Source organism: Paraburkholderia sp. GAS333 (genome assembly GCF_050435665.1).
Lineage (GTDB): Bacteria > Pseudomonadota > Gammaproteobacteria > Burkholderiales > Burkholderiaceae > Paraburkholderia > Paraburkholderia fungorum_A.
This window is the reverse complement of record NZ_JBNDKS010000011.1, coordinates 53,238-74,788: the sequence shown is the minus strand read 5'-3', so window position 1 is coordinate 74,788 and position 21,551 is coordinate 53,238. Positions and strand designations below refer to the sequence as shown.

The 21,551-nt window shown below is 59.4% G+C and carries 17 protein-coding genes; 8 read left to right on the top strand and 9 right to left on the bottom strand.

Features of this window, described 5'->3' with window-relative positions; translation table 11 throughout:
* The first annotated feature begins 336 nt into the window (after positions 1 to 336).
* On the top strand, positions 337 to 1,335 hold the full coding sequence (locus tag ABH945_RS33700; protein WP_429253512.1) for a glycosyltransferase family 2 protein: 999 nt from the start codon (positions 337 to 339) through the stop codon (positions 1,333 to 1,335).
* Complete coding sequence (locus ABH945_RS33695) at positions 1,332 to 2,960, top strand: hypothetical protein (RefSeq protein WP_429253511.1); 1,629 nt, start codon at positions 1,332 to 1,334, stop codon at positions 2,958 to 2,960. The genes ABH945_RS33700 and ABH945_RS33695 overlap by 4 nt, the downstream gene beginning before the upstream one ends.
* Before the next feature lie 96 nt (positions 2,961 to 3,056).
* Here ABH945_RS33695 and ABH945_RS33690 read toward each other — a convergent pair whose 3' ends face one another.
* From ABH945_RS33690 to ABH945_RS33680, 3 genes are all read right to left on the bottom strand, one after another.
* A complete protein-coding gene (locus ABH945_RS33690) occupies positions 3,057 to 4,784 on the bottom strand; it encodes a SulP family inorganic anion transporter (RefSeq protein ID WP_429253510.1) in 1,728 nt (575 codons plus the stop codon).
* A 90-nt stretch (positions 4,785 to 4,874) separates the two neighbouring features.
* Complete coding sequence (gene ppk2, locus ABH945_RS33685; protein ID WP_429253509.1) at positions 4,875 to 5,690, bottom strand: polyphosphate kinase 2; 816 nt, start codon at positions 5,688 to 5,690, stop codon at positions 4,875 to 4,877.
* 844 nt (positions 5,691 to 6,534) lie between these two features.
* Positions 6,535 to 7,452, bottom strand: coding sequence for a LysR family transcriptional regulator (locus ABH945_RS33680; RefSeq protein ID WP_429253508.1), 918 nt, complete (start codon positions 7,450 to 7,452; stop codon positions 6,535 to 6,537).
* A gap of 138 nt (positions 7,453 to 7,590) precedes the next feature.
* On the opposite strand from ABH945_RS33680, the gene ABH945_RS33675 reads away from it, so the two are divergent.
* Together ABH945_RS33675 and ABH945_RS33670 are read left to right on the top strand one after the other, a co-directional pair.
* Positions 7,591 to 8,355 carry an SDR family oxidoreductase gene (locus ABH945_RS33675; protein WP_429253507.1) on the top strand — a complete coding sequence of 255 codons (765 nt, stop codon included), beginning with the start codon at positions 7,591 to 7,593 and terminating at the stop codon, positions 8,353 to 8,355.
* A 75-nt stretch (positions 8,356 to 8,430) separates the two neighbouring features.
* Positions 8,431 to 9,222: an SDR family NAD(P)-dependent oxidoreductase gene (locus ABH945_RS33670; protein WP_429253506.1), complete on the top strand. Its 792-nt coding sequence runs from the start codon at positions 8,431 to 8,433 to the stop codon at positions 9,220 to 9,222.
* A gap of 298 nt (positions 9,223 to 9,520) precedes the next feature.
* Here the strand turns inward: ABH945_RS33670 and ABH945_RS33665 are convergent, their stop codons facing one another.
* From ABH945_RS33665 to ABH945_RS33655, 3 genes are all read right to left on the bottom strand, one after another.
* Positions 9,521 to 11,005 (bottom strand): catalase, encoded by a 1,485-nt coding sequence (locus tag ABH945_RS33665; protein ID WP_429253505.1) that lies wholly within the window; start codon positions 11,003 to 11,005, stop codon positions 9,521 to 9,523.
* Positions 11,006 to 11,141: 136 nt separating this feature from the next.
* Positions 11,142 to 11,951, bottom strand: coding sequence for an alpha/beta fold hydrolase (locus ABH945_RS33660; protein ID WP_429253504.1), 810 nt, complete (start codon positions 11,949 to 11,951; stop codon positions 11,142 to 11,144).
* Between the two features lie 95 nt (positions 11,952 to 12,046).
* On the bottom strand, positions 12,047 to 12,682 hold the full coding sequence (locus ABH945_RS33655) for an HD domain-containing protein (RefSeq protein WP_074771655.1): 636 nt from the start codon (positions 12,680 to 12,682) through the stop codon (positions 12,047 to 12,049).
* 493 nt (positions 12,683 to 13,175) lie between these two features.
* On the opposite strand from ABH945_RS33655, the gene ABH945_RS33650 reads away from it, so the two are divergent.
* Positions 13,176 to 14,156 carry a helix-turn-helix domain-containing protein gene (locus ABH945_RS33650; protein ID WP_429253503.1) on the top strand — a complete coding sequence of 327 codons (981 nt, stop codon included), beginning with the start codon at positions 13,176 to 13,178 and terminating at the stop codon, positions 14,154 to 14,156.
* 61 nt (positions 14,157 to 14,217) lie between these two features.
* On the opposite strand, the gene ABH945_RS33645 is transcribed toward ABH945_RS33650, so the two are convergent.
* Positions 14,218 to 15,006, bottom strand: a complete 789-nt coding sequence (locus tag ABH945_RS33645) for an MBL fold metallo-hydrolase (protein ID WP_429253565.1) — start codon at positions 15,004 to 15,006, stop codon at positions 14,218 to 14,220.
* 357 nt (positions 15,007 to 15,363) lie between these two features.
* On the opposite strand from ABH945_RS33645, the gene ABH945_RS33640 reads away from it, so the two are divergent.
* Entirely contained in the window at positions 15,364 to 16,281 is a 918-nt protein-coding gene (locus ABH945_RS33640; protein ID WP_429253502.1) for a LysR family transcriptional regulator, read from the top strand.
* Between the two features lie 14 nt (positions 16,282 to 16,295).
* On the opposite strand, the gene ABH945_RS33635 is transcribed toward ABH945_RS33640, so the two are convergent.
* Complete coding sequence (locus ABH945_RS33635) at positions 16,296 to 16,538, bottom strand: hypothetical protein (protein WP_074771651.1); 243 nt, start codon at positions 16,536 to 16,538, stop codon at positions 16,296 to 16,298.
* A gap of 197 nt (positions 16,539 to 16,735) precedes the next feature.
* Here ABH945_RS33635 and ABH945_RS33630 point away from each other — a divergent pair, with 197 nt between their 5' ends.
* The gene (locus ABH945_RS33630) at positions 16,736 to 17,293 is read left to right on the top strand and encodes a helix-turn-helix domain-containing protein (protein ID WP_429253501.1); all 558 of its coding nucleotides are present in this window, start codon (positions 16,736 to 16,738) and stop codon (positions 17,291 to 17,293) included.
* Positions 17,277 to 17,693, top strand: coding sequence for a VOC family protein (locus ABH945_RS33625; protein ID WP_429253500.1), 417 nt, complete (start codon positions 17,277 to 17,279; stop codon positions 17,691 to 17,693). Before ABH945_RS33630 ends, ABH945_RS33625 begins: the two co-directional genes overlap by 17 nt.
* A gap of 58 nt (positions 17,694 to 17,751) precedes the next feature.
* Here the strand turns inward: ABH945_RS33625 and uca are convergent, their stop codons facing one another.
* Entirely contained in the window at positions 17,752 to 21,375 is a 3,624-nt protein-coding gene (uca, locus tag ABH945_RS33620; RefSeq protein WP_429253499.1) for an urea carboxylase, read from the bottom strand.
* Positions 21,376 to 21,551 lie beyond the last annotated feature (176 nt).

Sequence of the window (21,551 nt, the reverse complement as noted above, 5' to 3'; positions counted from 1 at the left end):
ACAATTCGACGTATCGATTTACCTGAAGCCTATTGCCGTACAGGCATCATGATACGGGAATTACCGAGACATTCTTCATTGATTGACCGGATCTAAAACGACCACCATGTCAGGAACGTTTCGTAAATAAACCTCATGTTCGTATTCCGAATCATGCAATCGTATTCTGCGTTTTTATCGCTGTTTTAGTGATTTTCAGACAGGTGAAGTATCGGTGCTTTTTTTTGCACTAGTATCTGCGATGAATCCGCTGTGTCGGCGGCGACTCGCGCGAATGAACGCGAGCGGTAAAACTCTCCTCGATTATCGTTCGCAAGTCATTGGAGGCGCGTATTAATGGCCGAATACGTTGAAAGCCTGACTTTGGGTCGTGGCATCTTCAGAGATGAAGCATTGACCACGACGACATTGAATCTCGTCGTGCCGTGCTACAACGAAGAAGAGGTTCTTCCTGAAACAAGTACGCGACTGGTCGCACTTCTGGACAGATTGATCGACTCCGGCGAGGTGAGCGGCGAAAGCCGAATCATTTTCGTCGACGATGGTTCTCGCGATCACACGTGGTCGCTCATCGAAGCGCTGCATGCAACCAACGACCGCTGTGGCGGCATCAAACTTTCGCGCAATCGTGGTCATCAGAATGCGCTGCTGGCCGGTCTGTTGACCGCGCAAGGCGATGTGCTGGTGAGTCTCGACGCCGATCTTCAGGACGATATCGAAGCGATTCCGCGCATGCTCGAAGAGTATCGGCTTGGCGCCGAAATCGTATTTGGCGTGCGTCACAAACGCAATACGGACACGTTTTTCAAGCGCTTTACCGCGCGCAACTACTACAGGCTTCTCGGCATGTTCGGTGTCGATATTCAACCCGGTCACGCGGATTTCCGGTTGATGAGCCGTAAAACGGTAGAAGCGTTGCGGCAATTTCAGGAAGTGAATCTGTTTCTTCGCGGGATCATTCCGCTGCTCGGATTCAAGACAGCGGTTGTCGAATACGAGCGCGCGCCGCGCTTTGCGGGTGAGAGCAAATACCCGCTCAGCAAGATGCTCGCATTCGCATTCGACGGCATCACGTCGTTCTCCGCCGTGCCTTTGCAATGGAGCACACGTATAGGCGCTTTACTGGCATTCGGCTCGCTGTGTTTCGGCGCGTGGGCCGCATTTGCGCGTCTCTTCACCGACCTCACCGTGCCCGGCTGGGCTTCGACGGTTATTCCGATGTACTTCCTCGGCGGTATTCAATTGCTGTTCCTCGGTGTCATCGGCGGCTATATCTCGAAGACTTATGCCGAGACCAAACAGCGCCCGCGTTTCATCATCGAGCAAACGCTATGAACATGCCTGCCGATCGTTCCGCACCGGCGAGTGCCGGCATCGACGCAACGTCTGGACACGCGCTGCTGCCGCGCGCAGGTAGACTCGTTGCGATTCTGCCGCGCGTGCTTTTCATCGTGACCGTGCTGTATGGCGGAGCGTTGTTCTGGATCGCGCCGCGCCCGCCGATGGTCGACGTGCCGCAGCACGCGGGGCAGGTGATGCTGCTGCGCGATCTGCTCGCGCATACGTCGCCGTGGCAAAACCTCGTGCAGATCAATCTGCTCACGCCGTATCTAGTCGGGTATGGCCTCGCATTGCCGTTCACGTTCCTGATGCCGATCGGCGCCGCGCTCAAGTGCATGCTCACGCTCGCCTACTTCGCGTTCGTTGCCGTATGCGTCGGCTATCGCCGTTATCTGCATGGCGACGCACGACTCGACTGGCTGTTCGTGCCGGGATTTTTCGGCTTTGCATTCGTGTGGGGTTTTTATACGTTTCTGGTGGCCGCGCCGTTGGGCATTCTATTTATCTGGCTCACGCACGCTTATGCGAGGGCGACATCCGTCAGGAAAGGGATCGGGATACTCGTTGCTGGCACAGCGCTGTTCTTCTGTCATGGACTCGTGTTTCTGTTCGCCAACGCGATAGGTGTCGGCTTTGTGCTGTTCAAACAGAAGCCATTCGCGCGCAAGGTGTTCGCGCTTGTGCCGTTCGCACCATTGGGCGTGCTGTGCATCGCCTATGCGTTGTGGAGCCGCGCGACCGATCCACTGCTCGGACAGACAGTGCCGGGTATCGATGTATTCAAATGGGGCTTCGACTTTCAACGTCTGATCGCGTTGCCGGTGTACGTGTGGGGCATGAACAAGGGCGCGGCCGTGTATTTGCCGCTAGTCGCGTTGATGTTCGCTGCACCGTGGCTCTGGCGCGACCGGATCAATGCGGATCGATCGGTGGTCGTGCCGATGCTCGCCGTGGCGTTCGTCTGGTTTCTCGTGCCGGGCACGGCGCTCAAAACCGCCTACCTGTATCACCGATTCGCGGTATTTCTACTGCCCGCGTATGCGCTAATGTTCTGTGCGTCGCGCTCTTCCACGAGCGGCGCAGGACACGCGTCGTCCGGTTATCGTTCGCGTGCGAGCATGGTTTTGGGTGTCGGCGTACAAGCCGCGATCATCGCAGGATGCTGGATTTTCTTCGCAAACCAGACGGTCCGTTTGCATCGATTCGCTATTGAAAATGCACCGCTCGACAAGCTGCTTTCGCAAACCGAACCGGGTCAGCGAGCTCTGAGCCTTATATTCGACCGTGCGAGTCCCGCGTTCAGGAGCACGGCGGCGTACGCGCATCAATCGCTGTGGTATCAGGCGGAGCAACACGGGTTCGTTGATCTGAACTTCGCGACCTTCGTGCCGCAAATCGTACGCTTCAGGCCGGGGATGATGCCGCTCCGGCCGCCCGCGCTCGAACACGATCCGGGAAGTTTCGAATGGACGAAGGACAACGGTCGTCAGTATCGCTATTTCTTCGTCCACAAGATCGGACCTTTGCCGGCGAATTTCTTTGCCAACAACGAATGCGATGTGGCTCTGGTCGTGCAGGAGGCGGAATGGTCGCTTTACGAACGGCGCAACTGTCGATAACGGCGCGTATGTAGTTGCGTTGCGCGTTCACGAACGACTACATCAGTTCATGTCGTTCGACGAGACGGCCGCGGGTGTCTGCATACTTTAAACATTTTATAGGTCGTCCGGCATGACATCGGGCGTCTCCCCGATGGTGACCATGTCGTATCGGGCAATGACCTGTTCGAGGTTGTAGAACATTCTTTCATGGCCCAACTGCGCGGCCAGCGGCGAGCGTTGCACCATGGCGAGCACGCCGGGGTTGAGGGCCGCGAGCCAAAGCACCACGCCAGCGTTACGCATTTTCTTTTCTGCTTCGATCAACATCCGCAATGCTGTGTACTCGATATCGAAGACACCGCTTAGGTCCAGCACCACGATGCGGGGTTTGTTCGACGCAATGCGCTGACGAAATTTCAGCGCGACGTTATCTGCGTTTGCGAAGAAAATGCGGCCCTCTGGCCGCAGAATCAGCATGCCGGGAAATGATTCGTCGTCTGAGTGTTCGGCGGACATGGGGCGAAACACGTTGGTGCCGCGTTTGCGTGTCAGTTCATGTACCGGCGGGTCCGATACCTGATAGGCGAGTGCAATCAAGGACACGACGATAGCGACAAGAATTCCTTCCAACGTACCCAGCAGGACGACACCGGCCAGAGCAACGAGTGCCCAGATCAGTTCAGTACGCCGTACCGAAAGGATCGCGCGGAATTCTGCCGGATTGAACAGGCCAATCGAATAAACAATGACAACGGCCGCGAGCGTTGCATGAGGAATTAATCCGATGAGCGGCGCCAGCAATAACATGACGCCCAACGCGGTTGCCGCCGTCACGCACTCCGCTGCCTGACTGCGAGCACCCGCGCTGCGGTTGACAGCCGTCTGCGTTGTGCCACCGCCAGCAGGCATCGCGCCGAACAGCGAACCACCGAGGTTCGCCAGCCCCGTGGCGAATAACTCCCGATTTGCGCCGGGCGTGGGCTCTCCGTCGCGAACAAAGGCTCGACCCGCCGCAATGGTTTCGGTAAAGCTCATTAGTGACGTGCCGAGGGCGACCGGCCAAAGGTCGCTCATCAACGCGAAGTCGGGCAAGGTAAGTGCGGGCAAACCAGTCGGCACATGGCCAACCGTTCCCACACCATGTGTCGCGAGGCCGAACAGACTGGCACTTCCGATAGCGCCGGCCACGGCAATGAGCGGCGCGGGAGCGCGCGGAAAAAAATGCTCCAGCCCCACGAGTGCGACTAGCGTCAACGCGCCGACGACAATTGTCAGCAACGACGCATGCGGCAACCCCTGAACGATCGCCATTAAGTTGTGTACAAACGAGCCCTTCGGAAAATGAATACCGAGCAGCTTGGGAATCTGATCGACTACGATAACCACCGCAATCCCCGCCTTGAAGCCGATCAACACAGGCTCGGAAATAAAGTTGGCCAGGAAGCCGAGTCGCAGAACCGAGGCTAGCGTCAGGATCGCGCCGACCATCAGCATCAACGTCGCGGTTGCGGCGATTAGCCCGGCTTCGTTTCCGTCGGGCACGGCCTGGTCGAGTCCTGCCGCAACGAGGATGGCCAGCGTCGTGGTCGTGCTGACGCTCAAGGGCCTCGATGTGCCAAGGAATGCATAGATCAGCATGGGCACGAACGCCGTATAGAGACCCACCTGAACCGGCAAGCCCGCCACCGTTGCGTAGGCAAGCGCCTTCGGAATCACGACAGCCGCTGCGGTCAAGCCCGCGACAAGATCCGGTCTTGCCCACGACCTGTCGTAATGGCGAATCCATTCCGGTATCAGGAGCGACTGCGTCCCTGTGGCGCGGTTCGACGTTTCGTTAGCCATCTTTAATCCTGGACCGGTTTCGACGGTTGAGCAGACCTGTATCCAGCTGCAGGCGCAGTATTCTGCGAGCGCCAATACGGCCGCACCGGATCAGTACGTCGCCGGGACAACTCTGTACGGGTAGTCCGGTTCGACGTAGCCGTTGGCTTTCTGCCGCTTCGGCAGCGTGATCTTCTCGCGCGGCATGGCCTTATAAGGCACGCTACTCAGCAGGTGACTGATGATGTTCAAACGCACACGTTTCTTATTGTTGGAGTCGGCCACGAACCACGGCGCGATATCGGTATCGGTGGCCTTGAACATGTCGTCGCGCGCACGGGAATAGTCGTACCAGCGGCTATATGAATCGAGGTCCATCTTCGAAAGCTTCCAGATTTTCCGTTCGTCCTTGATACGCGCTTCGAGTCTGCGGGTCTGTTCTTCTTCGCTGACTTCGAGCCAGTATTTGAGCAGAATGACGCCGGACTGAACGATAGCCCGCTCGACAAGCGGAACTCCTTTCAGAAATTCCGTAACCTGCTCGTCGGTACAGAAGCCCATGACGCGCTCGACGCCTGCGCGGTTGTACCAGCTGCGGTCGAACAGCACGACCTCGCCCGCAGCCGGCAGATGCGGAAGATAGCGCTGCACGTACATCTGGCTTTTCTCGCGTTCGGTAGGCGCGGGCAAGGCGACAACGCGAAAGATGCGCGGACTCACGCGCTCGGTGATCGCCTTGATGGTGCCGCCTTTTCCGGCACCATCGCGTCCCTCGAAGACGATGCAGATTTTGGTGCCGGTTTCCACGACCCACTGCTGCAACTTGACCAGTTCGCCGTGCAGATGCTTGAGTTCTTTTGTATAAGCCTTGTTCGACAAGATGTCCTGATCGCCCACGTCGTCAGCCTTCTTGCGTTTGTCAGCCATGATTTCCGACTCCAGAAAGGGTCTTTGTCGCTCACTGCGTGAATGCCAGTTGACCGGGCGAAGAGAGGGCGGGCGCAGTGACCAGGATGCTTCCGCCCGCCGACGTATCGAGGCCGCGGTCGAGTGCAGGATTGAGGTTGGCCAATTGCATGCGTTGCTCGCTCTACACGCGAAGCAGAGTCAAACGGGAGAACATGTACACCAGTTTCTGTTACGCGACGGAACGGAAGTCGCCTATTCCACTCTGTAGCTAACTTTTTTCAGCGCAAAGAGCCGCTCGTTTTCCGTACTGGCGTGAGACAGCAACGACTCGCAGTCATGCAACGCGGCTTCAGCTGAGAGCGCATTCTCCAATTCACCGAACGCCTGTCGCGCGCGGGAAAATGGCAGTTAAGCTTGCGTAGAGAAGCGGCTATTCACGTCTCGCGTCGCATTAGATTCTGGATTTATGTAAACAAATAAAGCTCGCAGATTTATTTCGAATCGAGCGTTTCAGCGTATTGCTTTGGACTGGTATTAAAAACGGCCGCTTTAAGCGAAGTAGGAGGAATTGGTGTCCTGCTGTTTTATCCTAGACTACTCCCCAAGTTTCCTCAAACTTCTATTGGGAAATCGCTGGGGCTGCGGGTTTTCTGCGTATCGAGTTATTGTTGCTGCGATGCGTCGGCGTCCTGCTTGTGGCTACGGTAAGTCCGAATGGATTGAACGCCTTTTGTTTGAGAACGCTTAGTGCATACCGGTGAATCAGTGATCCCGTCTCGCCGGTTAATCGCAGCCTTAACCTTCACCCATTTCTATCGCACCCATGCCCGGACGGTGCGTTCAACCCGTTCCTGACTTCCGTTCAGCTTGCGTCATTCCGGTCCCATGGAGGCACACCACTGAAAGCATCGACCAGGAAGTCGATCATCACGCGTACGCTGGCGCTCAGATGTCGGCGGCTTGGATACAGCGCGAGTATGTCGATATCAGGCAGACGATAGTCGGGTAACACGCGCACGAGTTTGCCCTCGCGCAGATCGCGGCCGATCAGGAAAGTGGGTTGCCAGATCACACCCTCTCCGGCAAGTGCCGCCGCTCGGGCCGTATCCCCGTTGTTGGTATGCATGTGACAGTCGACCCTCACCGGGTGAGGCTTGCCGCGAGAGTCGGTCAATTGCCAGTCGTCGCCGGTGGTTGAATACGTGTAGCCGATACAGCGGTGCCCGGCCAGATCCGCCGGGGTCGCCGGAACGCCGGAGCGAGCCAGATAGGCCGGTGACGCACACAGAATGTTTTGCGATGTCGCCAGCTTGCGGGCTGCATGACTGGTCGAACCCGCGCGTGAGATGCGAATGGCGAGATCGTAGCCTTCGTCGACGATATCGACGACGCGGTCAATCAGTCCAACGTCCAGTTCGATTCCAGGGTGTTTCTGCATGAACCCGGGCCACAGCGGCGCCAGATACAAAATGCCGAAGCTCACAGGGGCATTGATGCGCAGTCGTCCGCGTGGTTCGACTGATGCGGATGAGACGAGCCCCTCTGTTTCCGCAACATCGTCGAGGATCGCCTTGCAGCGCGCGTAAAGCGTCTCGCCGCCCTCGGTAAGAGACAGCGTGCGCGACGTGCGATTCAGCAGGCGCGTGCCCAGGTGCGTCTCCAGTTCGTTGATATAACGGGTGACGTTCGCGGGCGACGTGTCGAGCGCATCGGCCGCGCGCGCAAAGCCGCCGCGACTCACCACGGTCACGAAAACCTCGAATGCACGCAGGCGATCCATTGCTATCTCCAATTATTCACAAAAACTGAATGATACGACCATGTTTTATGCCTTTCCGCAAGCAGGGCTGAAGCCTATATTGCTTTCACTGGCCGGGGCATAGGGCACTGGCAGATGAAATGCATCAGGAGAATGAACATGCAACGCTTGACAGGAAAAGTCGCCATCGTGACCGGTGCCAGTGCAGGAATTGGCCGCGCTACGGCAAAACTGTTCGCGAAGGAGGGCGCCAAGGTGGTGCTCGCGGCGCGCCGTTCCACCGAACTCGAAGCGCTCGCTGCGGAGATCGTCAACGACGGCGGCGAAGCCGTGTATCTGGCGGGCGACGTGCAATCGGAGGACTTCGCGAAGTCGCTGGTCGCGCTCGCGGTCAGCCGCTTCGGCCGGTTGGACATTGCCTATAACAATGCCGGTACGCTCGGCGAGATGGGTCCTTCCACAGGTATTTCCGAAGCGGGCTGGAATGCCGCACTGGCGACCAATCTGACGAGTGCCTTCCTCGGCGCGAAACACCAGATCCCCGAAATGTTGAAACAGGGCGGTGGATCGATCATCTTCACGTCGACGTTCGTCGGTTATTCGTTTGCGTTTCCCGGCACTGCGGCGTATGCGGCGAGCAAGGCGGGGCTGATCGGCCTGACGCAGGCACTCGCTGCCGAATACGGTGGGCAAGGCGTGCGCGTCAACGCGATCCTGCCGGGTGCCGTCGACACGGAGATGTATCGCGATATGAACGACACTAACGAATCGCAGGCATTCGTGACGGGGCTGCACGCGCTCAAGCGCGTCGCAAAGCCGGAAGAACTTGCGCGCTCGGTGCTGTATCTTGCATCGGACGATTCGTCGTTCGTCACCGGTACGGCTTCACTGGTCGATGGCGGTGCGTCTATTACCCGGACATGATCGCTCTCTGGCGGCATCCGGCTTGCAGGTGCCGATGCCGCCAGTCCTATTTCATCCACGGAAAGGAGATTACTGATGGACCTGAATCTGAAGAACAAACTCGCACTCGTGAGCGGCAGTACCGCCGGCATCGGCCAGGCTATCGCCAGTACTTTGGCGCAGGAGGGCGCTCGCGTGATCGTGAATGGCCGCTCGCAGTCATCGGTGGATGCGGTGGTCGCGCAACTGAAAGCGGAGACGGGTGGCGATATCCTGGGCTTCGCGGGCGATCTCAGCACAGCCGAATCGGCGGAGGAACTCGCAAGGCGCTATCCGGGCGTGGAAATACTGGTCAACAACCTGGGTATCTTCGAGCCCAAGCCGTTTGAGGAGATCCCCGACGCGGACTGGTTGCGATTCTTCGATGTCAACGTTCTGAGCGGCGTACGCCTCGCCCGCCTGTTTCTGCCCGCGATGAAGCGTGCCAACTGGGGCCGCATTATTTTTATCTCGAGCGAAAGCGGAGTGCAGATTCCCGCCGAAATGATCCACTACGGGATGACGAAAACCGCGCAGCTCGCGGTCTCGCGCGGGCTGGCCGAAGCCGTCGCCGGCACGGGCATTACGGTCAATAGCGTGCTGCCGGGCCCGACGAAATCGCGCGGCGTGGGCGATTTCGTGGAGACGCTCGCCAAGGCCGACGGCAAATCTTTCGAAGAGTTCGAGAAGGAGTTCTTCGAGAAGGTCCGTCCCACATCGCTGATCAAGCGATTTGGTTCACCGCAGGAAATTGCGTCACTCGTGGCCTATATCGCGAGTCCTCTTTCGTCGGCGACGACGGGAGCGGCGTTGCGGGCCGATGGGGGCGTCATCAAGAGTGCGTTCTAGACATCACGCAGATGTTGCGCCGGTCTTGCCTCGAACAGGTTGGCGAGGCGATCGGCGTAGTTGGGTTGATATTGCCGTCGAGGTACTCGTTGTCGATTACTACTCGGCACGCGTACCGGAAACGCCAATATCTCCCAGTCGATGCAAAGCGGAAGCAGGCCTGGCGGCTCAACCGTTAGGCTTGCAGGCAAATCGCGGATGAAATCCCAGATCTGTCAGGCGGGGAGTTTGCGGATCATCTATCGTTGCACGCCCGCAGAAACGCGGCTCCTGCGAGCCGCGCTCCGCGCGAGCAGGATTACTTCGACATTTCCGGTTCAGACCTCACACCGGTTGTCCCCGGCGCATCGAGGCTTTCAATGGCCTGGCGTACGCCTGCGCCATATGCCGGATCCGCCTTGCCGCAGTTTTCTATATGCAGGTCTTTGACTGCTTTGGACACGCCGTGCATCGCACGCGCCGTGTTTTCGAACAGCACCTGGCGCTGTGCCTCCGACATCAGGCGAAACAGGCCTCCCGGCTGTGAGAAGTAATCGTCGTCGACACGGTGATTCCAATGATCGGCCGCACCCTCGATAGAGAGCGGGGGTTCGCTGAAGTCGGGCTGATCCAGCCAGGCACCCTTTGTATTCGGGTTATAAGGGGTCGTCCCACCGTGATTGCCGTCAACACGCATGACGCCGTCGCGGTGATAGCTGTTGTAGTGGCTCGCGCCGCGGGGTGAGTTGACGGGAATCTGGTGATGGTTCACAGAAAGCCGGTATCGTTGCGCATCGCCGTAGGAAAACAGCCGGCCCTGCAGCATCTTGTCCGGCGAGAAGCTGATCCCGGGGACGACATTCGCCGGGTTGAAAGCGGCTTGTTCGACATCGGCAAACCAGTTCTCCGCATTGCGATTGAGTTCGAAAAAGCCGACCTCGATGAGCGGATAGTCCTTTTTCGACCAGACCTTGGTCAGATCGAACGGGTTCACTTTATAGGTCGAGGCTTCCTTCTCCGGCATGATCTGGAAGTACAGGGTCCAACGCGGGAACTCACCCTTTTCAATCGATTCGTACAGATCCCGGTGATGAGTTTCGCGGTCGGAGCCAACCAGCTCTACAGCTTCCGCATCGGTCATGTTCTCGATGCCCTGCTGCGTGTGCATGTGGAACTTCACCCAGAAACGCTCACCCGCCGCATTGATGAGGCTGAACGTGTGGCTGCCGAACCCGTGCATGTTCCTGAACGTGCGCGGAATGCCTCGATCGCTCATCACGATGGTGATCTGATGAAGCGCCTCGGGCAGTTGGGTCCAGAAGTCCCAATTGCTTTCCGCACTACGCAGTCCCGTTCTCGGGTCGCGCTTGATTGCGTGGTTGAGGTCCGGGAATTTCAGTGGGTCACGCAGGAAGAAAACTGGCGTGTTGTTTCCGACGAGATCCCAGTTGCCTTCTTCGGTATAGAACTTGAGTGCGAATCCGCGGATGTCGCGTTCCGCGTCGGCGGCGCCTCGCTCTCCGGCAACCGTCGAAAAGCGCGCAAACATCTCTGTCGTTTTTCCGACTTCGGAAAATATTTTGGCGCGCGTGTATGCAGTAACGTCGTGCGTGACGGTGAACGTGCCGAAGGCGCCGGACCCCTTGGCGTGCATACGACGCTCGGGAATGACTTCGCGGTCGAAGTGGGCCAGCTTCTCGAGAAACCAGACGTCCTGAAGCAACGCGGGTCCGCGTGGGCCGGCCGTTTGCGTGTTCTGGTTGTCGGGTACAGGGGCTCCAAACGCCGTCGTCAATTTGCTCATGGCACTCTCTGTGGGGTATTGGAAGGGGGTGAATACAGAGTACAAACAAACGCATAAAACGCAAGCTGGCGCGTCATGGGGCAATCGTCCGCCCCGTGCGCGCCGGCCTGCTCAGACTTGCTCTATCAGGCGATGCTTATTTAGCCGCCGCGAGGATCGCTTCGCTCACCTTGGCCGCGTGAGAGAGCATGACGAGGTGGCTGGAAGCAACCGACGTTTTCTGCGATTTCGCCCTGTCTGCCATTCTATGTTGCAACGATGGCTGAATAGCACCATCCTGTTCGGCGACCACATACCAGGATGGCTTCGATTTCCATGCGGGGGCGGAAACATTGTCGCCCAGTGCCTTGACTGACGTCGGCCCCTGTGTGACGAACGCCACCAGCCGTTCTTCTTCCGTCAGGTCCTGACCGAAGCTTGCATCGATGCCTGGCCGTGTGATCTTGAGGAAGCCTTGTGAATCAGGGCGGAGTTCTGCACCGAGCGGCGCCGGGTCCACGCTCGCGCCGAGTGAGCCTGCCGATTCGCCTTCGTCCGGTGCAAAGGCCGCGACAAATACCAGGCTCTGTACTTTGCTGTCATTGCCCGTCGCAGTCGCGACGACGCCACCGTAGGAGTGGCCGACCAGCACCACCGGCCCATCGATCAACGCGAGCGCGCGATTGACCGCAGCGGCATCGTCCTCGAGCGAGGTCAATGGCAATTGCACGGCGACGCTGGATAATCCGCCTGTCTGCAGGAGCGGAATGACTTTGGACCAGCATGCAGCGTTTGCCCATGCTCCATGGACGAGTACGGCGGTTACAGATTGACTCATGGTCGCTTCCTTAATGAATGCTGTCTGAAATGCAATGGAAAGAAGACGCGGGATTGAAGCGGGACGACGGGGGGACTTCTGAAGCAAACAGGTTTTGATGCCGTTTGAACGATTGACCCAACCGGTCATTGAAGGCGGGAGGCGCGACAACCCTGCCGCCATCGGACGTTCACAAAACGGTAATCAATAGATATTTCTCTACTCCGATGCGATCGGCGTATTTGTCAGGACCGCCAGGCCGAATGACGGATGACGCTGCAGAAGTTGCCGGCGTGAAAATGCGGCTCCTTGTCTGCAATCACATCGGCTTTGACATTGCCGAAGGTCGTGTCCGGTTTATGCTTGATGCCGTCGTAAAAGGCCTGGATGATGTTTTCCTTGAACTGATCGCCACGCGGATGCGCTTCGACAATGGCCTCACGTGTGGCGTCGCTGTATTGATCGTAGGTGAGTCCCAGCACGTCCATCTCGACGCCTGCGGTGACCAGTGCTATGACAGGATGCATGTGTTGCGGGATTCCCGGCGTGGTATGCAGCGCGATGGCGGCCCAAACAGTGTCGATATCGCTCTGCGAGATACCATGCCCTTTAAGGAAATCCCGCGCAGCGTTTGCTCCATCTACCTCGAATCGTTCGTTGTCGCTGCTGTAATTCTTCATCAGCCCGAGATCGTGAAACATGCAGCCGCAATAAAGAAGCTCCGGGTCGAACTTCAATCCCCGCTCTTTTCCGGCCAGTGCGCCGAAATAAAAGACCCTGCTGGAATGATGAAACAGAAGGGGTGTGACTTCTTCGCGGACCAGTTCGGTGATCTCCCTGGCAAACGCGCTATCCGGAACCTTGATGCCATCGATATCCATTGTTTCTTCTCCACCAAGATGAAAGAACTTAAAGGCATTGAACGGCGGGTGATTCAGGCGCGAAAACGGGCGTCGTAAGTCAATGGTCCTGTGTACCTCTTTTTTTCTGTGTTTCAGATTACGGTCGGATAACGGCGGCGCAGAGTTCGCCCGGCTGCACGGACGCCTGGAGAATAGCGTCGCCGTATGTCGGCCCAGTGTGATGAGCGGGTTCTATGTGTCGAACGTGAATGCTGGCTGACTCGACTTCGTATCGTGCCTGGAGTGTAACGGAGCGCGGACGCCGCGCCATGAACGTGCCGCCTGACTACATTCTTTATTCCCTTTGACGAAAGTCGGGGGCAGGTCGCGCGAAAAATTGACATCGTCTATCATCACAAAGCGTTGGGCGGCAGCACAACGAGATGGACGGGACGTCCCATTGTCGGGATGATTATTCTGGCTAACGCGCAAAGAATCGACCTACGCAGCTCGTCAAAAGGGGCGCACGCGCATGAACAGTACAGCGATGAACCGGGCCCCTGTCCTCATTTCCACCGACCGCGTGCCGCCGAACGCGAGGCTTGCCTTCTGGCAAACCAGGGTGGCGAATCTTTTGACTCATCTGGAGTGTTCGAGCGAGAGAGATGAAGGTTTCTCCGGGTCGATTACCGCTCACCTTTCGAGTCCGGTCAACCTGATTGAAATCGTGGCGGCGTCGCATGAAATAGCTCGGGTCAAGCCGAAAATCTCCCAGATTGGGGAAGAGCAGGTATTTGTCTGCATACAGATGACAGGCGAGGCGATTGTCGAACAGGACAACCGGCGCAATGTTCTCCGTCCAGGCGACATTACCTTGCTCGATACATCGAAGACATTTCGCGCCGAGTTTCCCAAGGCTCAATCCCAACTAGTTCTGCAGATCCCAAGAACGCTCGTGCGCAAGCAGATTGGCCCCATCGAAAACCATACGGCGACCGTCGTCACGACGGACAATCCGCTGGGCGCGATGACGAAGAATTTCGTCAGTTCGCTGGCGCAAAACTTCGAGAGCTTTAGCACCGATATCGCGCAACGGTTAACCGGACAGGCGATAGACATGGCCCTGACGGCATTCATGTCGCGACCGGACAACACGTCTCCGGGTACGACAGGAAACACGGTGACGAGGACAATGCTCGCCTATCGTGGTCGAGCTTTTATCGAAGCGAATCTGCGAGATCATTCACTGGCACCCGCTGATGTCGCCGGGCATCTGGGCATCTCGAAGCGATACCTGAGTTCGGTTTTTGCCAGCGACGGTCAGTCGGTTGAGCGGTACATCTGGGAGCGAAGATTGGCCAGGTGTGCTCGCGATCTCGAAGACCGGGGGCAGTTGAGTCGCGCCATCGGGGAGATCGCTTCTTCATGGGGATTCAACAACCCGACGCACTTCAGTCAGTCATTCAAAGCGGCTTTCGGCAAAACGCCTCGCGAGTTTCGAAAGGGCGTGTAAAGAGTTTCCTGCCAGATCCAGGCATCCTTGCAAGCAATTGGGCAGGTCATGCCTTAGTCACTCAACTTAACTCGACCAGCTTGCGCTTCGAGCAGTCACACCCAATAGTCTGCATTCCGTATTGGCGACCAGGCTTCTGGTTCTGCAAAGAGAGCGCGTGTCGACGCACTTCCGTGGCAGGCAGCGGGCCGCCATGGCCCATGTGAAAGCGTTGCATGCCCGCGTCCACCATGCCGAGCAGTTCTGAGCTGACCGCTTGCGGATCGTCTTCGAACGGTGGACGCATGGCGTGCCCTTTGCGTATCAATCCCCCCAGAAAGACGCCTGAGGCGACCAGATCACCGACCAACGCATCTCCGCTGCCTAGCTCAACCGACACCGACCCGGCTGTGTGACCCGGCGTGTGCCTCGCCATGCCGTCGATTCCATAGCGGCTCAGGTCAACGCTGGCCTGATCCTGCAGCAGGATGTCGGGCGTGAACGGCAGGTACGGTTCGACGGGTACGCCCGAGCGCAGGAACAGGGGTCCCCACCAATGGGCGACGCAGTATGTCATTTCCTTGCGCCGCTCGTAGTAGTCCAGATCGTCGGCGTGAGCCAGGATCGGTGCCCCCGTCAGTTCACGCAGTCGCGCGGCCGAACCGGCATGGTCGGTATGCGCGTGAGTGACCACGATCAGGGTGACATCGCGAAAGCCGAGACCCTGTTCGTTCAAGGCGCGACCGATCTTGTCGTCGGACCCGGGCGTACCCGTGTCCACGATAACGCAACCTGTTGCACCGATGATCAGGTGGCAATTGACCATGCCGAACGGCAGGATGGGAATCGTGACGATAGTAGATTGATTCATGATGTGCGTTGATGTCGGTCGGTTATGGCGCATTGCACCTGCAGCGCCGGTCAGTTCGGTCCACGCGGAGTCGAGATTTGCAGCCGCCATCCATCGTCGCGACGCGGTCCCATCGCCTGCATGGCGGCGCTGCGCTGCTCATGTGCGACGAACCGCCGTGGTGGTGCAGGCGCACCCGCCCCAGGTCGCCGCAGCCGCTTCGCGTGACATGAGTCCGCGTACCGTTCCGGCTGATCTCCAATTCCGGGTCAATAGACCTTGAGCTGATGCCTGAATCGTAGATTCAATTCTCCGACTTGATAATTGGCGAAATAGTGTTTTGAGTCGATAATCCAATTATCGAATGGGGGAATAAGAATGGACCGGCTCACCAGCCTTGGAGTATTCGTCGCCGCCGTCGAGGAAGGCAGCTTTGCTGCAGCGGCGCGTCGCTTCGGATTATCGGCAGCGATGGCGGGCAAGCACGTGAGCGCCCTTGAAACCGAGCTGAATGCGCGGCTACTTCAGCGCACCACGAGGCGCCTGAGCCTGACCGATACCGGCCAGACTTACTACGAACGCAGCAAGCGGATTCTGGAAGCCTTCGACGAGGCAACCCGCGAAGCGAGCGATTCGCAAGGCACCGCGCGCGGCGTGCTGCGTGTCGCGGCACCGGTGACGTTCGGCGCGATGCACCTGGGCGGAGTGGTGGCGCGCTATCTGGAGGACCATCCGCAAGTCAACGTGGAAGTGCTGCTTGGCGACCGCTATGTCGACCTCATCGACGCGGGCGTCGATGTCGCTATCCGCGTCGGACGGCTGGAGGACCCGTCACTGGTGACCCGCAGGCTCGCTCCTTGCCGGATGGTGGTGTGCGCGTCTCCCGCCTATCTCGCGCGCCATGGCACGCCGCGCAAGCCGGAAGACTTGCGGCTTGCGCAGCGGCTTGCGTTTAGCGAAGCCGTGTCGGCCGGCGACTGGACCTTGCTCGACGCGGAGAACCGCGCGCACGTCATTGACGGACCCTGCCGGATGGCAGCCAACAATACGCAGATGCTTCTGGCCGCCGCCCTTGCGGGCGCGGGCATTGCGTATGGTCCGACCTTCGTGTTCGGCGAGCATCTTCGACGGGGTGAGCTGGTGGTTCTACTGCCGGCTTATCACGCGGCGAATCTGACGATTCAGGCGGTTTATCCGAGCGCGCAGCGCATACCTCTCAAGGTGCGCCGGTTTGTCGATTACCTGACCGAAGCGTTCGGCGACGAACCGCCCTGGGATCGAAAGGAAATCCCCTGACTGCGCCGACGACACTAGCGGTAGTTCACGAAGTCGATTACGTCGTTGAGGAACCAGGGCAGAATGAGTTGCGTGTCTGGATAGCTGGTGCCGACCGTGAGTCTCGGTGGTCTTGACGCGGAGTCGGCATACGGTGAACGGCCGGGACTGTGCAGGACGTAGGTCCCTGAATCGGTTGCCTGCTGATAACTCGCCGGAGTCGTTGTGCAGCCAGTGGCGAGAACGGCGAGAACTGCGGCAAGGCAACGGGACTTCATGATGGGATGAGCTCCGGCGACGTTTTTGCCATTATGGTTGAACTCCAGCGAACTCTGGCAACGAATCGTGCGTCGCCTTTACAACACCCATGTCGTCATGCCCACTTTTACACGTGCGCCATCCGCTATGGGCACCTATAAACAGCGTTATCCGCGATCTGGAAACACGGCCTTCAGTCGCCCTCCCAGATTCCCCCATGACATCATCAACTTCGTCAACTGGCGGTAGTCAGCCGTCCGCTGCAACGGCCGGGGTCGATCAATTGCTGGACCCGGTCCTGCTGCGTCGCCTTCTACGCGCGAAAGATCGCATGGATGCTGCGTCGCACGAAGCCTGGCCTGTCGAGCGGCTTGCTTCGGTCAGCGGCGTCTCCGAGGCCCATTTCGCGCGCTCGTTCAAACGAGCTTTTGGCGTCCCGCCGCATCGCTATTTGCTGACACGTCGCATCGAACAGGCGAACACCCTGCTGCGCGACACCGACCTGAGCATCACTGACATCGCGTTCGCTACCGGTTGGGAAAGCCTGGGCACCTTTGGCCGCATCTTCCACGACGTTACCGGCCGAAGCCCGAGCGCGATGCGCCGAGAAGCGCGTGCCGCCATGCAGCAACTCGACCGTGTACCTGCCTGCGTGCTGAAGGCCGCGCAGCGCCCGGACCTCACCATCGCAGTTTTGGAGAAGCGGCGGCGCGTGGCGAAAGGTACATTGCCGACTCCACAACCAGGGAGAAAGCGTGATGAACCAGGGCATTAGCGTAGTGGGCCTGTACGTCGACAACCAGGACGAAGCGCTCGCGTTTTACGTCGACAAACTCGGATTCCGCGTGCACACGGACGTGCGCAACGGTGCCTACCGATGGTTGACGGTCCAGCACCCGGATCAGCCGACGTTTCAACTGGGCCTGTTCACGCCAGGGCCGCCGATCCACGACGAGTCTACCGCGCAGACTTTGCGCGCGATGGTCGCCAAAGGTGCGATGCCGCCGCTTGTCCTCGCGGTGTCCGACTGCCGCGCGACTTACGTCAGGCTGAAGGCCGACGGCGTGGAATTCACGCAGGAGCCGGTCGAGCGTTACGGCAGCATCGACGCCGGTTTCCGCGACCCGGCGGGTAACGGCTGGAAGATGATTCAGGCCGGGCCGGATAAAGCGTAAGCACGATCGGCCGGCTGCATGGTGCATCGCAGCCGGCCTCAAGGTGCGCGCGTCGATATCACGCGCGCGCTATCACGACCACGCGTTGGCCCGCCCGCACCGGCGAGCCAGGCGCGACATGCACTTCGTCGATCACCCCTGCGCAGGGGGCCGTCACCGAGATTTCCATCTTCATCGACTCGATGACGAGCAGCACGTCGCCCGCCGCGACGGTTGCACCGGGATTCACGTGGACCTGCCAGAGATTGCCTGCAATCTCGCTGTCCACCGCGACCTGGTGATCGTCGAGCGGTGCTGTGCCGGTCTCGATGGCGACGGGTTGTTCCAGAGCTTCTTCGACGGTCCCGGCTTCATGCCAGCGTTGCCGTTCGGCTTGGAAAGCGGCTTGTTGCCGCGTGCGAAAGCCGTCGATGCCGTCGGCTTCCCGCTCCAGAAAATCCTGATAGTCCGATAACGACAGTTCGGTTTCTTCGATACGTAGCGGATAGCGGCCCAGCGGAAAGTCGCTACGTATGCGCAAAAGCTCGTCGGCGGGGACCTCGTAGAAGCGAATCTGATCGAAAAAACGCAGCAGATACGGACGGCCCGCGAAGTCCGCCGTCTTCCTGAAGCGATTCCACATCTGCAGCGTGCGGCCGACAAACTGATATCCGCCTGGTCCCTCCATGCCGTACACGCACAGATAAGCGCCGCCGATGCCCACCGAGTTTTCGGCGGTCCATGTGCGCGCGGGGTTGTACTTGGTGGTGACGAGCCGGTGACGTGGATCGAGCGGTGTCGCGACCGGCGCGCCGAGATAAACATCGCCGAGACCCATCACCAGATAACTTGCATCGAACACGATGCGCTTCACGGCATCGATCGAATCGAGATCGTTGATCCGGCGAATGAACTCCAGATTGCTCGGACACCAGGGCGCATCCTTGCGTACGGTGGTCATGTATTTATCGATTGCGAGCTGGCACGCGGGGTCGTCCCACGACAGCGGCAAATGGACGATGCGCGACGGCACGCGCAAATCCTGCTGCAACAACACGCGTTGCCATGTGGTTTCGATTGTCGCGAGCAACGTGGCGAGCGGCAGACGTTCCGGCCGATAGTGAATCTGCAGCGAACGGATGCCCGGCGTCAGATCCGTTACGCCGTCGATGTCGAGCGCTTCGAGCGATTGCATCAACGCATGCCCGCGAAAGCGCAATACGAGGTCGAGTTCGGCGGGGCCGATTTCGAGCAGCAGATGCGTGTCGCCGGAAAGTCGCGCGACGAGCCGCTCGCGGTCGGTGCCAATGTCCAGCACGATTGGCGACACCAGCGCGGGCGTCGCGCTAACACTGTCAGCAGCGAGCGGCGCAGCGGCGGCTTGTGCTTCGAGCGTGGCCGTTTCGATGTTGCGGGCTTGCGCGGCGGCGCGGGCCGTTGCGATATCGACAGGGGTGAAGCGCACCTTGTCGCCGGCCTTCAACTGACCGATCTGCCACAGATCCGCCTCGATGATCGTCACCGGGCAGACGAAGCCACCCAGGCTTGGACCATCGGGGCCGAGTATCACGGGCATGTCGCCGGTGAAATCGATTGCACCGACTGCGTACGGATTGTCATGAATGTTCGACGGATGCAAACCCGCCTCGCCACCGTCTTCGCGCGTCCATTCGGGCTTCGGCCCGATCAGGCGCACACCGGTGCGGCTCGAATTGAAATGAATCTCCCATTCGGTCGCGAGAAAGCGGTCGATATACGCAGCGCTGAAGTATTCCGGTGCACCATGCGGGCCGTAAATCACGCGCAGCACGCGAACTGCCTGCAAAGGCGGCGTGATTATCGCGGGCAATGCTTCACCGGCATTACGTTCGGCGAGCGCATGAAGATGCAGCACGTCCCCCGCGCGCAATGCGCGGCCGCCGTGTCCGCCAAACTGGCCCAGCGTGAACGTGCTGCGACTGCCCAGATACTGCGCAACATCGAGTCCACCGCGCACGCACAGATACGCGCGCGCCCCTGCGCCGCGTATCGTGCCGAGTTCGAGCGTCGAACCGGCCGCGATATACAGCGCGGTGTTCATCGGCTGAACGCCGCCGTTCAGCGTAACCGGCAGCGTCGCGCCGGTGATCGCCACGACCGCGTCGGTGTTGAAGCGCAGCGTCGGGCCGCTCATCGTGATTTCGAAGCCTGCTGCGCCGGAGTCATTGCCCAGCAGGCGGTTACCGAGGCGCAGCGCGCGGTCGTCCATCGGGCCCGAGGGAGGAATGCCGACCGCCCAGTAGCCGAGCCGCCCGGGATAGTCCTGCACCGTCGTTTGTGTGCCGCCGCTCAATACTTCGACGGTGGTCGCGCGGTAGCGCAGGTTGTCGAGGCAACGCGTCCACGGCTCGCCGTTCGCAAACGGCGTGTCGTCGATGATCTGACGCAGATAGTCGCGATTCGTCTCGACACCGTAGAGTCTCGTTGCGGCGAGCGCGCCGTCGAGCGCGTGACGTGCTTCGTCGCGGGTCGGCGACCACGCGATCAGCTTCGCGAGCATCGGGTCGAAATAGGGCGGCACTTCGCAGCCGGCTTCGATCCATGTGTCGATACGCAGCGCGCGGCCATCGGCGACAGGAAACGCGACATCCGTCAAAAGACCTGGGCTAGGTTTGAAGTCGCGGCCCGGGTCTTCCGCGTAGAGCCGCGCCTGGATTGCGTGGCCCGAGGGTTGCAAGTGCCGTGCGAGCATCGCGAGTGGGGCGAGAGTACCGGCGGCCAGTTCGATCATCCAGCGGACGAGATCGACGCCCCACACCTGTTCGGTCACGCCGTGCTCGACCTGCAAACGCGTGTTCACTTCGAGAAAATAGAAGCGCTGCGCGAGACTGTCGTAGACGAACTCGACAGTACCTGCCGAGCGGTAATTCACCGCTTTCGCCAGCTTTATTGCCGCTTCGCAAAGCGCATCGGCCATGCCGTCGGGCAGGTTTGGAGCAGGCGTTTCCTCGAGTACTTTCTGGTTGCGCCGTTGCACGGAACAGTCGCGCACGCCCAGTGCGATTGCGTCGCCCTGACCGTCGCCGAAAACCTGCACTTCGAGATGCCGCGCACGCTCGATGTATTTTTCGAGGAACACGCCCGCGTCGCTGAAATTGTTCTGACCGAGTCGCTTCACTACATCGAAATGCGCGGCCAGATCGTCGGCCGAATTGCACACGCGCATGCCGATGCCGCCACCGCCCGCTGTGCTTTTGAGCATCACCGGAAAGCCGATGCGCTGCGCCGCGTCCAGTGCGGCGGCGACATCGTCGAGCAAGCCGGTGCCTTCGAGCATCGGCACGCCCTGGGTCGCAGCGATCGCGCGCGCTGTGTGCTTGAGGCCGAACGCGCGCAACTGTTCGGGCGTCGGTCCGATGAACGCAATGCCGGCCGTCTCGCATGCATCGGCAAACGCCGCGTTTTCCGATAGAAAGCCGTAACCCGGATGGATCGCCTGCACCCCTTCGGCGCGCGCGATATCGAGAATCTTGCCGATGTCGAGATAGGTCGCGCCCGCCGCGCCTTCGCCGAGGCAATGAGCGGACGACGCCTGACTCACATGCAAACTCGCGCGATCGGCTTCGCTGAATACAGCGATCCCCGCGACATCGAGTTCACGCAGCGTACGCAGGATGCGGCACGCAATCGCGCCACGATTGGCAATCAGGACTTTGTCGAACATGAGTGAGCGTTTTAAGGCGTGGGCGGGCCGTCCCGCCACGTGGGCATGCGTGCCGTGGTCGTCCACGGCAAGGGTGATGATCGCTATGCGGCGTTCGACGCGTGGCTACTTGCGCCGGTCAACGCGTTGTATCCGCCAATGACGTTCGGCACGCACTCGCAATACGTCGTAGATCC

Bases quoted from the DNA above. Each gene is read 5' to 3' on its own strand.
- ABH945_RS33635 (WP_074771651.1), bottom strand. From the start codon at position 16,538: ATGAAGTCCCGTTGCCTTGCCGCAGTTCTCGCCGTTCTCGCCACTGGC.
- ABH945_RS33625 (WP_429253500.1), top strand. From the start codon at position 17,277: ATGAACCAGGGCATTAGCGTAGTGGGCCTGTACGTCGACAACCAGGAC.
- ABH945_RS33680 (WP_429253508.1), bottom strand. From the start codon at position 7,452: ATGGATCGCCTGCGTGCATTCGAGGTTTTCGTGACCGTGGTGAGTCGC.
- uca (WP_429253499.1), bottom strand. From the start codon at position 21,375: ATGTTCGACAAAGTCCTGATTGCCAATCGTGGCGCGATTGCGTGCCGC.
- ABH945_RS33690 (WP_429253510.1), bottom strand. From the start codon at position 4,784: ATGGCTAACGAAACGTCGAACCGCGCCACAGGGACGCAGTCGCTCCTG.
- ABH945_RS33645 (WP_429253565.1), bottom strand. From the start codon at position 15,006: ATGAATCAATCTACTATCGTCACGATTCCCATCCTGCCGTTCGGCATG.
- ABH945_RS33700 (WP_429253512.1), top strand. From the start codon at position 337: ATGGCCGAATACGTTGAAAGCCTGACTTTGGGTCGTGGCATCTTCAGA.
- ABH945_RS33655 (WP_074771655.1), bottom strand. From the start codon at position 12,682: ATGGATATCGATGGCATCAAGGTTCCGGATAGCGCGTTTGCCAGGGAG.
- ABH945_RS33695 (WP_429253511.1), top strand. From the start codon at position 1,332: ATGAACATGCCTGCCGATCGTTCCGCACCGGCGAGTGCCGGCATCGAC.
- ABH945_RS33670 (WP_429253506.1), top strand. From the start codon at position 8,431: ATGGACCTGAATCTGAAGAACAAACTCGCACTCGTGAGCGGCAGTACC.
- ppk2 (WP_429253509.1), bottom strand. From the start codon at position 5,690: ATGGCTGACAAACGCAAGAAGGCTGACGACGTGGGCGATCAGGACATC.
- ABH945_RS33630 (WP_429253501.1), top strand. From the start codon at position 16,736: ATGACATCATCAACTTCGTCAACTGGCGGTAGTCAGCCGTCCGCTGCA.
- ABH945_RS33665 (WP_429253505.1), bottom strand. From the start codon at position 11,005: ATGAGCAAATTGACGACGGCGTTTGGAGCCCCTGTACCCGACAACCAG.
- ABH945_RS33675 (WP_429253507.1), top strand. From the start codon at position 7,591: ATGCAACGCTTGACAGGAAAAGTCGCCATCGTGACCGGTGCCAGTGCA.
- ABH945_RS33650 (WP_429253503.1), top strand. From the start codon at position 13,176: ATGAACAGTACAGCGATGAACCGGGCCCCTGTCCTCATTTCCACCGAC.
- ABH945_RS33640 (WP_429253502.1), top strand. From the start codon at position 15,364: ATGGACCGGCTCACCAGCCTTGGAGTATTCGTCGCCGCCGTCGAGGAA.
- ABH945_RS33660 (WP_429253504.1), bottom strand. From the start codon at position 11,951: ATGACCGGTTGGGTCAATCGTTCAAACGGCATCAAAACCTGTTTGCTT.